The organism is Longimicrobium sp. (assembly GCF_036399255.1).
In the GTDB taxonomy this organism is placed as follows: Bacteria; Gemmatimonadota; Gemmatimonadetes; order Longimicrobiales; family Longimicrobiaceae; genus Longimicrobium.
The window spans coordinates 1-13,533 of sequence record NZ_DASWNM010000092.1; the positions used below are offsets into that span (position 1 = coordinate 1).

Genomic DNA, 13,533 nt, shown 5'->3' on the forward strand with positions numbered 1-13,533 from the left:
GAGTCACCCATGTCGTAGATTCACGGGCTTGTGGACGGATGGTTGCTTCGACACCACCCATCTTACTGCAACCCAAGAAGATGCGACATGGGTTTTTTCTAGCTATGACTCACGGATCCGGTTTGGGGTGAATAAGGCAGGCTGACTCTGTTCCTCTGTACGATTATTCTTTTTCAGGATCTGGTATGAACCATTCTTTTGCCGGAGATGGAAGAATTCCATTGCGCGGGGGGCGGTCCAGCGCACACTCTGCATCGGCGGGCGGTCCGCGCGGCGGATGGTCCGGGCGCGGGCGGCCGTGATCCGGAGCCCGATGGAGTGCGCCCATGAGCCTTCTGCTCGCCTGCTCCCTGTGCGCCGCGCTGCTGGCGGTGGACGTGGCCGCCCGCACGCTGCGTTTCCACGTCCTGTTTCGCGGCGCGGGCTACCGGCGCGGGCTGCCGGCGCTGTGCGTGGCCATCCTGTTTGGCGACGCGGCGGCGGCGGTCACGCCCATGCGGCTGGGCGGTGAGCCGGCGCGGTGGCTGGGGCTGATGTCGGCGGGGATCCCCGCGCGGGTGGCCGCCGCGGTGCTCGCGGTGGAGATGGCGGGCTACCTTGCGGTGGTGGCGCTTTCCGGGGCGGCCGCCGCGTGGCTGCTGGGCGCGGGATGGTGGGCGGACGTGGGGCCGCGGCTGGGCGCGCGGGCGGGCGAGGGGCTGCCGTGGCTGGTCGCCGTCATCGCGGCGAGCGTGGCGGTGTGGATCTGGGCCCGCCGCCGTCGCGCACGGAGGCCGGCCGCCGGGGCACCGGTCGGCGTGGGCGCGGCGGTGCGGGGCGCGCTGGGGTGGCCGCTGCTGGCCTTTGTGCCGCTGACGCTGGCCAGCATCGCGGCGCGGCTGGCCATGCTGCCGGTGCTGGCGCAGACGCTCCCCCATCCACCGGCGCCGGGCGTGCTGGTGCTGGGCTCGTTCGCGCTGGTGTACGGGCAGCTCTTCTTTCCCACGCCGGGCGGCGCCGGCGCGGTGGAGCTGCTGGCCTCGGCCGGGACGGCGGGCGAGCTGGGCGGCACCGCGGGGCCGGTGTTCCTGGCGTGGCGGATGATCACCACCGGCGTTCCCGTCGTCCTGGGTTTTGGCCTGGCCGTGCACCGCTACGGCGGCGCGGCCGTCCGCGCCGCCCTCCGCGGCGAGCCCCCCGCCGAGGTGCCGCCCGACGCGGTGGAGATCGCGTGAAGAGGGTGCGGCCAGATTGGAAACGTCGCACGGGGAAGTGACTTCCTGAGAGGGGTTGCTAAACCCTCAAGCTCACAACGAAGCGTGACTTCCTGAGAGGGTGTTGCCAAACCTCCCGGCGTGATTGACTTCCTGAGGGAGGCGCCGCCCCGCAGCTCGTTTGTACACTGCACCTTCGCGCCGACCGAAGGACCTCGCCAGCAGAACGATGGGGCGGGTCCCGTGCCCTGACCTGGCCCCTGCGCCACCGGGACGAGGTCCTTCGGTCGCGCGCAGGCGGTTGTTTGAAATCGGGTTACACGTCGTGCGCTTCCTCAGAGTGTGTTTAGGAATCCCTGCGCTCACGCCCGTATGTCATTTCGAAGGAGGCGCCACACCGCACCATCGGCTCGCACGAAATCCTGGGCGCCGACTGAGAAATCTACTGTCTGCTGCTGGTGCCCCGCCGCACCGCTCCGGCACTGGCCCTGTCCGCCCGTGTCGTAGCCGCGAAGCAGGCACGGGGCTACCGCGTCTGCCCTCCAGCAATCCGACAGCGGATTCCTCGGCCCTGCAACCTCTGGTGTGAAAGCAGACTACGGCGTGGCCGGGCCTCGGAATGACAGCGCTGGCAGATCTGCCTGGATGCGCAGCGTCGGATTCTTGAACACGCTCTCAGGAAGTCATCGCTTGTTTGTGAGTCTGGGGTTTGGCAAACACCCTTTGAGGGAGCACCACGTGCAGCCAGAAGTCACACAGCAGATTGCGCGCGACCGAAGGATCTCGTCAGCCGTCGCGAAGGGCTGACTTCCGTGCGCGGGAGCCAGCCCCTCGCCTCTTCCTGTCCCCCGATCTGTCATTCCGAGGGAGCGCACGCTCGGCTCCTTGCCCAACCCACGGAACCCGGTGCGCGACCGAGGAATCTACTTTCCGCTTCCTCGTGGCCTTTCGCAACGCCCCGGACTGGCCCCGTCTGGCGGTTTCGCCGCCGCACGTCCGGCGCGGGCTGCCGCGTCCGCCCTCGCGCGATCCGACGGTAGATTCCTCGGCCCTGCAACCTGAGGCGTGATCGTCCACGTGCAGCGTGGCCGGGCCTCGGAATGACAGCCCCGTCCTTATCCCGCAAGGTCTCCAGATTCGGGGAGTTGAATCACGGGCGGGAGAGTGTACCGGGAGCGCTCGCGTCCCGTCTTTTACGCCCGCGTCCTACTCCTCGCCGGTGCGGCGGGAGTACAGGCGCATCAGGGGGGTCACGGAGACGCCGTGCACGACCACCGACACCGCGACCACGGTGAGCACCAGCGCCGCCATGGGACGGCTCTGCGCTTCGGGAAGGTCGTGCTGCATGGCGTAGGTAAGGTAGTAGACGGAGCCGATGCCGCGGATGCCGAACCACGCGATCATGCGGCGCTGGGCCGGCGTGGCGCGGCAGCCGATCAGCCCCACGTACACCGCCACCGGCCGGATCACCAGCAGCAGCAGCGGGATGAACCACAGGGCGTTCAGCGGAAGCAGGCTCCACGAGATCATCCCGCCCAGCAGCAGCACCACGGCCGCCTCGCCAATGCGCTCCAGCTGCTCGGTAAAGCCCAGCGCGGCCTGCGCCATGTACGCCGGCGCCCGCTCGGGATCGGTCGCCAGCTTTTCGGCGTCGGCCGAAGCCGCGGCCACCAGCACGTCCTCGGGAGGCTCTTCGCCGCCCGCGGCCCGCAGCTCGATGCGGCGCAGGGCCAGCCCCGCCGCGAACACCGCCAGAAAGCCGTAGCCCTTCAGCAGCAGCGCCGCGCCGTAGGCCAGGCCGATGAGGCCCAGGGCCAGAAAGTCGTCCAGCCCCACGGCCTCGCGGTGCTCGCTGCGCAGGTACAGCACCAGCCGGCCCACCAGCGTGCCCAGCACGATCCCCGTTCCCAGCCCCGCGGCCACCGCCCACACCACGTCCACCGCGGCCCACTTCCATCCCCCGTCCCCCAGCTCGTGCAGCCCCAGCAGCCCCAGCCCCAGCATGACGAACGGAAAGGCGGCGCCGTCGTTGAGCGCCGCCTCGCCCGTAAGGCCAAAGCGCAGGCGGTCCTGGTCGGTGGGGTGCGTCACCTGCACGTCCGAGGCGAGCACGGGGTCCGTGGGGGCCAGGATGGCGCCCAGCAGCACGGCGGCCCCCCACGACAGCCCCATGCCGTACACGCCCACGGCCGCCACCATCCCCACCGTCAAAATCATCGATAGCGAGGCCAGCCGCAGCGGCAGCATCCACAGGCCGTCCCGCAGGGGAACGCGCAGCTTGAGGCCGGCGGCGAACAGGGAGATGAGCACCGCCACCTCCGTGATCCGCTCCCACAGCTCCGACTGCTCGTAGATGTCCACGTTCAGCAGCCCGGCCCCGTGCGGCCCCAGCGCCGCGCCCGCCGCCAGGTACAGCATGGCGGTGGAGAGGGGCAGCCGCCGCAGCACCGAGCCCGCCAGCGCCATCACCACAAAGAGCAGACCAATGACCAGAAACCAGATCGCCCCGTGCATTCACCCCCAGATTCAGCGTTCCCGCGGCTGCACGACACTCCCGGCAGGCCAATTCCGCCACCGAAAGTGAACTGTGTATCACCTTTGCCGAAACTTGGGTTTGCAAGGCGGGGACCGCGGGGGCCGACCGGGTATCAGGTTCTGCACAGAGATGGAAAGATCATGGTACCGCTGAGCGACATAGCCGCTCCTGAGCCGCCTCCGAGGCACGGTGAGAATTCATGCGTCTAAGTCCATCCAGACAAACGGCAAGCGTAGTTCATTCGCTGGTGCCAACTGAAGTCCGCCGCGCACAGCCACCATGGTGCACCATGAACATCCGAATCCTCATCAGCGTTGTCGCGCTCTCGATTTTACCGCTGGTAAGCAAATCAGCGTCGGCTCAGACGATCGCCCTTCCAAGTGACACCCGGACAACGCCTTCTCCAGGTTCAAGGCTGGAGATCACTCTTTCGATGTCTAGATCGCAAGCGGTGGCGGGCGGGGGCTTGGGTGTCACCGGGACGCTCTCGAATGTCGGGCGAGATTCGACTATTTATCTGTCGCAACAGAACATCGCTCTGACCGTCCCTCCAGAGTTAAACCCTGGTACCTCCACCAACTCTTCGCTGTTCGCGTACTTTCCTACGGAACTCGCCGGAAAGGCGGACTCTGTTGTCATCGCCCTCCGTCCGGGTAGCCGATATCGCGTTAGCTGGCTGATTGTACAGAAGGACTCTACCCTTTGGACCAGGGTCAAGAACGAATTCCGGTATCTTTTCTTCTCGCCCGGCAATTATGAAGTAGTTGTGAATGGGAAGTACTGGACAACTCCGGCGCGGGGGCCATTCGAGTACCAGACGTACACGCAGAGCGCTGTCCTGAGTCTGGCATCGCCGCAGTCGGTAATCCTGCTTGGAGCAATGGTAGGAGGACTCCTCGCGTATCTTCTGTTTCCGAACCGGCGATCACGCGAGCTTGTGGTATCGCGTGTCAGCGAAGGTGACGCGGCACGCGAGGTACGGCTCCGGAAGACGATCGACATAGGAAAGCGACTCTGGGGGATGCTAGGCGCTATGGTGTGGAGCGCAATTGTGACGATCCTTCTTTCCCGGCTGGCGGAGAGCCAGTTCGTGATCCGTGTAAGCATCGCTGATTTCTGGGGAGCGATCGCCATCGGCTTCGTCGCACAATACGCAGGGTCCAAGTGGCTCGAGCGGCTCCTGCCGAATTCACCAGATCCGCCATCGACCCCGGCACCGGCGTCGGCTACCACGATCCAGACAGAGGCTGTGACCGGAAAGACCTAAGCGTCTGGCTAACGGATCGCTCGCCCGTAGCGGGGGCTCCCACGGATGCCGGATACCGCCCTCGCCGAATGGGGTTCGCCGAGCGGAACGCGAAGGGCGGACCCTGGTGTGGGTCCGCCCCCGGTGCTGCCGGACGTTTTACGACTGCGCCTGTCCTGCTCAGTTGTTGGGCGTCGTGGCCAGCCGGCGATAGTAGTAGTACAGCGTGGAGAACGGGTCGCCGCAGGTGTACGAGCAGACGGCTTCCGTCTCGGCATTCGCGTGCACGGTTCCACGGGCGTCGTCGTTGCCCGGGATCTGGAACGAGGTGACGGCCAGATCTTCGACGTTCAGCTTGAGTTTCTTCACGGATTACCAGCTTGGGGATGGTGAGATGGGAGCTTGCGCCGAAGGCGGGAAGGATTTGCGCGCGGCGGTCACTGTTGGTCTCACAATCTGTCTTAAATCGCGGGCGAGCGCAATGGGGGTGCGTCCGCGTAAAATGTTGAAGATAAATATTTTAGCCTGGGAACACATGATTCCTTCCGGCCGCCGGTTCCGGGGCTGGCGGCGAGGCGCCGGCCAGGCGGCGGAGCGGCGGCCGGGCGGTGGCCGATTGCATTTGGCGGGGTGAGAAGCGGTGGCGGCTGCGGAGCGCTGTCCGGACGGGCTTCGCGGCGCCCCCGTGACTGCGCCGCGTCCGGCCAGTACCTTGCACGGGGCGGGCGCATCCCGGCCCGCCGCCGCCTGGGGTCCAACGCGGCGCGGGCGAACGTTTCCCAAATCCGTCTCTTCAGTCCTATGGACCGAGTTCTCGCAGTGATCCTGGGTGGCGGCGCCGGCACGCGGCTGTTTCCGCTGACGGCCCAGCGCGCCAAGCCGGCCGTGCCGCTGGGCGGAAAGTACCGCCTGGTGGACGTGCCCATCAGCAACTGCATCAACTCCGGGCTCAACCGCATCTTCGTGGTCACGCAGTACAACTCGGCCAGCCTCAACGACCACATCGCCCGGTCGTACAACTTCGACCGCTTTCGCGGCGGGTTCGTGACGGTGCTGGCGGCCGAGCAGACGCCCACCAGCGAGCACTGGTACCAGGGCACGGCCGATGCGGTGCGGCAGAGCAACCTGCACATCCGCAGCTACGCGCACGACCAGGTGCTCATCCTGTCGGGCGACCAGCTGTACACCATGGACTACCGGCTGATGCTGGAGCACCACAAGCGCACCGGCGCCGACGTCACCGTGGCCGCCACGCCCGTGACCGCCGCCGACGCGCCGGGCTTCGGCATCCTCAAGACCGACGCCGAGCACCGCATCACCGAGTTCTACGAAAAGCCCGCGCTGGACGAGCTGGCCGGCAAGGAAAGCCCGGTCACGCCGGAGATGGAGGGCGCCGGGCGCATCTACCTGGCGTCCATGGGCATCTACATCTTCGACTGCCAGGTGCTGCAGGACGTGCTGGACGACCACCCCGACGCCAACGACTTCGGCAAGCACATCATCCCGCGCGCCATCCACGAGCGAAAGGTGGTCTCGTACCCGTTCAAGGGCTACTGGAACGACATCGGCACGGTGCGGTCGTTCTTCGACACCAACCTCATGCTCACGGACCCGCAGCCGGCGTTCAACCTGTTCGACGAGCAGATGCCGCTGTACACCAACGCGCGCCTGCTGCCGCCGGCCAAGATCACCCGCTCGCGCATCGACAGCTCCATCATCTCCGAGGCGTCGGTGGTGATCGACGCCGACATCTCGCAGGCGGTCATCGGCATTCGCTCGTACATCGGCGCACGGACGCGCATTCGCCGCACGGTGATGATGGGCGCCGACTACTACCGCTGGGAGAACCCGGGAAGCCGCAACCGCGTGGAGGGGCCCGCCCGGCCGGGGATCGACGAGGACACGACCGTCGAGGGCGCCATCATCGACAAGAACGCCTCCATCGGCCGCGACTGCGTGATCACCAACACGGGCGGTGTGCAGGAGGGCGAGGGGCCCGGCTTCTACATCCGCGACGGCATCGTGGTGATCGTGAAGAACGCCGAGATCGCCGACGGCACGGTGATATGAGGATCTCGCAGCTGACGAACGAGTACCCGCCGCACGTGTACGGCGGGGCGGGCGTCCACATCGAGTACCTGGCGCGCGAGCTGGCCCGCGCCGACGGCGGCGCGCACGACGTCCAGGTGCTGTGCTTCGGCCAGCAGGACCAGGCGGAGGGCAACCTGCGCGTGCAGGGGGTGGAGCCGGCGGTGCAGCTGCCGGCGCGCGACCCCCGCCACGCGCGGCTGCTGGATGCCCTCGTCCGCGACCTGGCGATGGTGGGGGCCGTGGACGCGCCCGACATCGTGCACTGCCACACCTGGTATTCGCACCTGGCCGGCGCGCTGGCCCGGCCGCTGACGGGTGCGCGGCTGGTGCTGACCACGCACTCGCTGGAGCCGCACCGGCCCTGGAAGGTGGAGCAGCTGGGGCGGGCGTACGACGTGACCACGTGGATCGAGCGGACGGCGTACCAGAACGCGGACGGGGTGGTGGCCGTCTCGGCGGCCATGAAGGAAGACGTGCAGAACCTGTACGGCGTGGCGCCCGAGCGGGTGCGGGTGATCCACAACGGCATCGACCCGGACGAGTACCAGCCGCGGCTGGATCCGGACGGCCTGCGCGCCCTGGGCGTGGATCCGGACGTGCCGATGGTCCTCTTCGTGGGCCGCATCACCCGGCAGAAGGGGATCCTGCACCTGGTGCGCGCCCTTCGCCACCTGCGGCCGGGGATGCAGGTGGTGTTGTGCGCGGGGGCGCCGGATACCAAGGAGATCGGCGACGAGATGGCCGCGCTGGTGGACGAGGTGAAGCGCGACGCGCCGGTGCAGGTGGTGTGGATTCCGGAGATGCTCCCCAAGGCGCAGGTGATCTCCCTCTACTCGCACGCCGACGTGTTCGTCTGCCCGTCGGTGTACGAGCCGTTCGGGATCATCAACCTCGAGGCGATGGCGTGCGAGACGCCGGTGGTGGCCTCCGCCGTCGGCGGCATTCCGGAGATCGTGGTCCCCGGCGAGACGGGGGTGCTGGTGCCGATCGAGGCGGAGGGCGGCGGATCGGTGGAGCCGCGCGACCCCGAGGCCTTCTCCCGCGCCCTGGCGGATGCGGTCAATGCGCTGATGGATGATCCAGAGCGCCGCGCCGCGATGGGGAAGGCGGCCCGCGCCCGTGTCCTCGCCCACTTCAGCTGGCAGGCCATCGCCGCGCAGACGCTGGATTTTTACCGCGACCTGCTGGAGATGCCCGGGCAGCCCGACGCCTGATCGCGATTCACCAAAAGACAGGTCTCACCCAGAGGCCACAGAGGCCACAGGGGTTTTCCTCTGTGCCTCTGGGGCCTCTGGGTGAGACCAATCAGGCGGGGTTGCGTGGGCCGCCCTTCGCGTGGTCTCGGCGATCCCGATCCAGACACCAGCGTCCTCGTCGACGCCACGTCCGGAGAGCCGGGGGCGCCGCCCTTCCGGACAGCCCGTGAGCGAGAGAGGCCCCGTGCGGATCACATCCGCGCGGGGCCTTTCCGCCGTACGCCGGGCAAGGGTAAAGGTCGCGGTATTAAGCATGTTTCACGCCATTGGGTTTGTCGGCCTGTCTCCTTCAACCTCGCCCATTCTTCTAACGTAAACACAGAAGGTGGGTTGCATGGAATCATGATCCTATCAGCAGATTTTCGCTACGGCTTGTTGCGAAAACCCATTGTGACGCGACTCGCGTTTACTCCGTGAATCTACAAAAAACCTCTTGACGACCCTGCAGCTTCTTCTTTAACATACATCCACGGATCAGGACGCTTAAAGGCAGTCCGCGACGTCGCAGAGGCTGGTGGCTGGAGGAGGACGGAGATCCCAGGGAGACGGCAGCCCCGCCGCCTTCCACCCGACCCGCGTGCGCAGCTCCGGGACGCGGCTCGGGAACCTGTTAACCCGGAGTGCATGGAGGCTGGGATGCTCATGCGCAGCAGGCGGTTCTTTGCGGCCATGGCGATTTCCTTCGGGCTCGCGGCGTGCGCCGACGTGCCCAGCGCTCCCGACATCTCGCCGTCCGAGGTGTCGGTCGCGCGGCAGCAGGGGGGGCGCACGCGCGACCCCATCCCGAACCAGTACATCGTGGTGCTCAAGGACGACGCGCGCGACGTGCCCGGGCTGGCCAGGCAGCTGGCCGCGGCGCACGGCGGCCAGGTGCGGCGCACCTACGAGCACGCCCTCAAGGGCTTCTCGGTGCAGATCCCGGCGGCCGCCGCCGCGGCGCTGGCGCGCAACCCGAACGTGAAGTACGTGGAGCAGGACCAGCGGGTGCAGGTGGTGCAGGTGGGCAGCTGGGGCCTCGACCGCATCGACCAGCGCGACCTTCCCCTGAACGGCGGCTACACCTACAGCGCCACCGGGGCGGGCGTGAACGTGTACGTCATCGACACGGGCATCGAGACCGCGCACTGGGAGTTCGGCGGCCGCGCGTGGGCGGGGTACGACGCCTTCGGCGGCAACGGGCAGGACTGCCACGGGCACGGCACGCACGTGGCCGGCACGGTGGGCGGCGCCAACTACGGCGTGGCCAGGTCCGTCGGCCTGGTGGCCGTGCGCGTGCTGGACTGCAGCGGCTACGGCACCTGGGAGGGTGTGATCGCGGGCATCGACTGGGTGCGCTGGTACCGGAGCGGACCGGCGGTGGCCAACCTGTCGCTGGGCGGCGGCTACATGCAGTCGGTGAACGACGCCATCGCCAACCTGGTGGCCTCGGGCGTGACGGTGGCCGTCGCGGCCGGCAACTGGACGGACGACGCCTGCTATTACTCGCCGGCCAGCGCGCCGTCCGCTCTGACGGTGGCGGCGAGCAACCAGTACGACCAGCAGGCGTGGTTCAGCAACTTCGGCGGCTGCGTGGACATCTACGCCCCGGGCGAGGGGATCTACTCGGCGCACCTGTACGGCGGCACGACGTCGATGGACGGCACCTCGATGGCCTCGCCGCACGTGGCGGGCGCCGCCGCCCTGTACCTGCAGGGCAACCCGTCCGCCGCGCCGTCCACGGTGAACAGCCACATCACCGGCAACGCGACCCCCTGGAAGATCACCAACGCGACCTCCGGAACGCCCAACCTGCTGCTGTACACGGGCGGCGGCAGCACGCCGCCGGGCGGCGGCACGCCCCCCTCCGTGTACATTACCGGGCCGGACTACCTCTGGAGCGCCTCCACCTACAGCTGGCAGGCCAACGCGTCGGGCGGCGACGGCACGTACAGCTACCAGTGGCAGTATCGCGCGGCGACGAGCAGCACGTGGAGCAACGTGGGCAGCAACAGCGCAACGTACTCGCGGTTCGTCGGCAACTACGCCCCCTCGTTCTACCTGCGGGTGATCGTGACCTCGGGCGGCGTCCAGGGCACCTCGTCCGAGTTCTACGTCTACAAGCAGCCGTACTACTCGGACTGCGGCAGGTACCGCTGCCTCGAGCCCTGAGGCAGGCGTGAGATCCACCCGGCACCCCGCGAGCCCTGCCTCGCGGGGTGCCGTTCTTCGTGCTGGGTCGCCGGCAGGTCCGCGCCTTCTGCCGCGACCTGCTGGAGATGCCGGGGCAGCCCGATGCCTGATCGCGAACTACAGAAGAATGGACCTCACACGGAGTCAACGGAGTTTCTTTCCTCCTCCGTTGACTCCGCTACGTGGAAAGGGCCGTCTCCGTTGCGCGCCGCTCAATTGCAGGTACTGGTCGAACACTCTGCCTTCGTCGCGCAGATGGTATCGACGCAGCAGACGTTGAGGGTGCTGCGTGTGATGAATTCGGCCCCCCGGAACTTCCTCTCGTCCGTGGCGGTGTCGAACGTAGCCACGTTGATGCTGCCCAGGTCGAGCTTCATCTTCTTGTACATTTCAGCCTCCTCGGGTGTCCCGTGGATCGCGGCGCTCGCCGGGGTGGCGATGCGCGATAAGTGGCCCGAAAAGGTTACGCGGGGGACACTCGTATGGCAAGCTTCCTGTGCGCGTCCGTCTAGGCGCACGTGTGACCCAGGCCGATGCGTGGACGGGATGCCGCCTCGAGTGTGTTCAAGGGTCAGCGTAACCGCTTGATTTCTTGAGGCAGGCGCCGCGCCTGACCTGCTGCTATGTAGCAATCTGGCGCCGACCGGAGGATCTGGCCGGCAGTACGCATGGGCTGGTTCAGAACGCAGGATCTGGCCCCGCCGTGTCCGAGAGCAGATCCTTCGGTCGCGCGCGGGCGATTGGGGCGGCGTACGGTTCTGCGTGGGCGCTCCCTCAGGAAGTCACGGCTGCTTTGAGCGGATTGTGGATGAAAACGCCGACGTGACTTCATGAGGGAGCGCCGCACCGCCCCTTCTTGTACCGGAAACCCGGCGCGCGACCGAAGGATCTCGCCTGCACTGCGCCGGGCGTGGCGATGGAGTGCGGGCGCGGCCCACGCGAGCCGGTGAAGCCCCGTCTGGAGACGCGTCAGCGGCGCCAGGACGGGGCTTGTCGCTTTTCCAGCGGCGGGTTTACCCGCTCACGCGTGGCGGGTTGCATCGCGGCTCGCGCACCGGCCGCGTCACGCGCTGCGGCGGATGGCTTTGACGAGCTGGTCCTTGGACATGCCGCTGCGGCCGGGAATGTCGAGCGCCTTGGCCCGTGCGTACAGCTCCGCCCGGCTGCTCTCCTCCAGGTCCGACTCATCCGCCGCAGATGCCGCGCCCGCGGGCTCGTCCTGGATGCCCTGCAGCCGCTGCTTCAGGATCTCCATCAGGTCGATGACGTCGGACGTGTCGTCGCCGCCGCCGCGCACCTGGCCGGGCTCCACCACGTCGTCGCCCGCGCGCTCCTTCTTCCGCACCAGCTTCAGCAGGCGCTCGGCGGACTCGTCCTTCAGGTCCTTCGTGTTCAGCCCCTGCTCCACCCGCTTGCCGATCTCGCGGTCCATGCGCTTGACCGCCGCCGCGGCGGGGTCCACCGGCTCCGGCAGCCCCACGTCGGCGGGCGTCCGCAGCTCGTCGGCAAAGCGCAGCGTCTCCGCGCGCAGAATGCCGTTCTCGGCCATGATCGCCACCACGTACTCCTTGGCGCGCATCACGAAGGTGGCGATGCCGGCACGCCCCGTTTCCTCCATCACCTGCGCCAGCAGCCGGTACGCCTTGTTGGACTGCCCCGCGGGCGTAAGGTAGTACGCCCGCTCGAAGTACATGGGGTCGATCTCGGACGCGTCCACGAACTGCCGCAGGTCGATGTCGCGCGTGCGCTCGGGCGCCAGCCGCTCCAGCTCGTCGTCGTCCACCAGGACGAACTTGTCCTTTTCGATCTCGTAGCCGCGGACGATGTCGTCCGGGTCCAGCTCCTTGTCGTCGCGCGAGGTGAAGTAGCGCCGGTTCAGCGGCGTTCCCTCGGGCGAAACCATCCGCAGCGAGATGCGCGTGCTGCGGTTGGCGGCGTACAGCGCCACCGGGATGCTCACCAGCCCAAAGGTGATGGTGCCCGACCAGAAGGAGCGGGCCACGGACTCCTGCTCGAAGTCTTCCGTATCGTCAGGCACGCTTCTTCTCCCGCTTGGGGGGCGCCAGGCTCTTTTCCAGCAGGTCGGCCAGCGAGGTCTCGGTCTTCTTCTGCGCGGCCCTGGGGAACTTGACCACCTTGCCCGCGGCCTTGGCCTGCACCAGCTCCAGCACGCGCTCGCGGTACTCGTCGTGGAAGGCGGCGATGTCGAACGGGTCCTCCATGGCGCTCACCAGCTGCTTGGCCATGGCGATCTCGCGCGCGTCCATCGCGCGGCCGCTGGGCGCGGGCAGCGCGGAGGCCGGCACCACCTCGCCCGCGTGGCGCAGGGTGATCAGCATCAGGTAGTCGCCCTCGTTGCGCAGCGCGCCCACGTAGTCCTTGTTGCGCATGGTCCAGCGCGCCACGCCCTCCATCTTTCGCTTCGCCAGGGCGCGCGCCAGGGCAAAGTACCCCTCGTCGTCCTCGTCCGGGCCCAGGAAGTAGGGGCGGTCGTACCACTGGTGGGTGATGGCCTTCGGCGGGACGAAGCGGGTGATCTCGATCTCCCGCGACGGCGTGGGCACCACCTCGGCAAGCTCTTCGGCGTCCAGGATCACCAGCCCGCCTTCGTCCGTGGGAAAGGCGCGGCGGATGCTGGCGGAGTCCACCACCTCGCCGGTGTCGGGATCCACCATGTGCTGCTTGACGGGCTCCTTGCGCTTGGCGTCGAGCAGGCGAAAGTGCACCGAGCGGTCCTGCACCGCCGAGTACAGCTTCACCGGCACGTCCACCGCGCCAAAGCAGATGTGCGCCTTCCAGATGGCCCGTGCCCCCATCAGCCCTCCTCCTCGCCTTCGGCGCACGCGTGGCAGAGGACTTCGCCGGTCTCGCGGTCGACGGTCACGCAGTGCTCGCAGCTCGCGGCGTCGCACGCGGCGCAGCGGCGTTCCGACTGCAGCACGTACGGGTGATCGCAGAGCTCGCACGTTTCCGAGCCGCCGTCCAGCCAGTAGGGGCGCGCATTCTTGTTCGTCATGCGTGCCACGGCGGGCAAGTTGTCTG

The 13,533-nt window shown here is 67.8% G+C and carries 11 protein-coding genes; 5 read left to right on the plus strand and 6 right to left on the minus strand.

The features are described from left to right. The first annotated feature begins 326 nt into the window (after positions 1-326). Positions 327-1,214 (plus strand): lysylphosphatidylglycerol synthase domain-containing protein, encoded by an 888-nt coding sequence (locus tag VGC13_RS16575; RefSeq protein WP_331126390.1) that lies wholly within the window; start codon positions 327-329, stop codon positions 1,212-1,214. 1,185 nt (positions 1,215-2,399) lie between these two features. Here VGC13_RS16575 and VGC13_RS16580 read toward each other — a convergent pair. After that, positions 2,400-3,707 carry a cation:proton antiporter gene (locus VGC13_RS16580; protein WP_331126391.1) on the minus strand — a complete coding sequence of 436 codons (1,308 nt, stop codon included), beginning with the start codon at positions 3,705-3,707 and terminating at the stop codon, positions 2,400-2,402. A 311-nt stretch (positions 3,708-4,018) separates the two neighbouring features. On the opposite strand from VGC13_RS16580, the gene VGC13_RS16585 reads away from it, so the two are divergent. Beyond that, complete coding sequence (locus VGC13_RS16585) at positions 4,019-4,996, plus strand: hypothetical protein (RefSeq protein ID WP_331126392.1); 978 nt, start codon at positions 4,019-4,021, stop codon at positions 4,994-4,996. 159 nt (positions 4,997-5,155) lie between these two features. On the opposite strand, the gene VGC13_RS16590 is transcribed toward VGC13_RS16585, so the two are convergent. After that, the gene (locus VGC13_RS16590; RefSeq protein WP_331126393.1) at positions 5,156-5,344 is read right to left on the minus strand and encodes a hypothetical protein; all 189 of its coding nucleotides are present in this window, start codon (positions 5,342-5,344) and stop codon (positions 5,156-5,158) included. Between the two features lie 432 nt (positions 5,345-5,776). Here VGC13_RS16590 and VGC13_RS16595 point away from each other — a divergent pair, with 432 nt between their 5' ends. From VGC13_RS16595 to VGC13_RS16605, 3 genes are all read left to right on the plus strand, one after another. Further along, a complete protein-coding gene (locus VGC13_RS16595; RefSeq protein ID WP_414682999.1) occupies positions 5,777-7,045 on the plus strand; it encodes a glucose-1-phosphate adenylyltransferase in 1,269 nt (422 codons plus the stop codon). Beyond that, on the plus strand, positions 7,042-8,280 hold the full coding sequence (glgA, locus tag VGC13_RS16600) for a glycogen synthase (RefSeq protein WP_331126395.1): 1,239 nt from the start codon (positions 7,042-7,044) through the stop codon (positions 8,278-8,280). Before VGC13_RS16595 ends, glgA begins: the two co-directional genes overlap by 4 nt. 678 nt (positions 8,281-8,958) lie before the next feature. Next, positions 8,959-10,470, plus strand: coding sequence for a S8 family peptidase (locus VGC13_RS16605; RefSeq protein WP_331126396.1), 1,512 nt, complete (start codon positions 8,959-8,961; stop codon positions 10,468-10,470). A 233-nt stretch (positions 10,471-10,703) separates the two neighbouring features. Here the strand turns inward: VGC13_RS16605 and VGC13_RS16610 are convergent, their stop codons facing one another. The 4 genes from VGC13_RS16610 to VGC13_RS16625 all read right to left on the minus strand — a co-directional run bounded on the left by VGC13_RS16610 (position 10,704) and on the right by VGC13_RS16625 (position 13,507). After that, positions 10,704-10,880: a hypothetical protein gene (locus VGC13_RS16610; RefSeq protein WP_331126397.1), complete on the minus strand. Its 177-nt coding sequence runs from the start codon at positions 10,878-10,880 to the stop codon at positions 10,704-10,706. Between the two features lie 674 nt (positions 10,881-11,554). After that, on the minus strand, positions 11,555-12,529 hold the full coding sequence (locus tag VGC13_RS16615; RefSeq protein ID WP_331126398.1) for a Ku protein: 975 nt from the start codon (positions 12,527-12,529) through the stop codon (positions 11,555-11,557). Beyond that, positions 12,522-13,307 (minus strand): Ku protein, encoded by a 786-nt coding sequence (locus VGC13_RS16620; RefSeq protein ID WP_331126399.1) that lies wholly within the window; start codon positions 13,305-13,307, stop codon positions 12,522-12,524. The genes VGC13_RS16615 and VGC13_RS16620 overlap by 8 nt, the downstream gene beginning before the upstream one ends. Continuing rightward, positions 13,307-13,507 carry a hypothetical protein gene (locus tag VGC13_RS16625; protein ID WP_331126400.1) on the minus strand — a complete coding sequence of 67 codons (201 nt, stop codon included), beginning with the start codon at positions 13,505-13,507 and terminating at the stop codon, positions 13,307-13,309. The genes VGC13_RS16620 and VGC13_RS16625 overlap by 1 nt, the downstream gene beginning before the upstream one ends. Between the last annotated feature and the right edge of the window lie 26 nt (positions 13,508-13,533).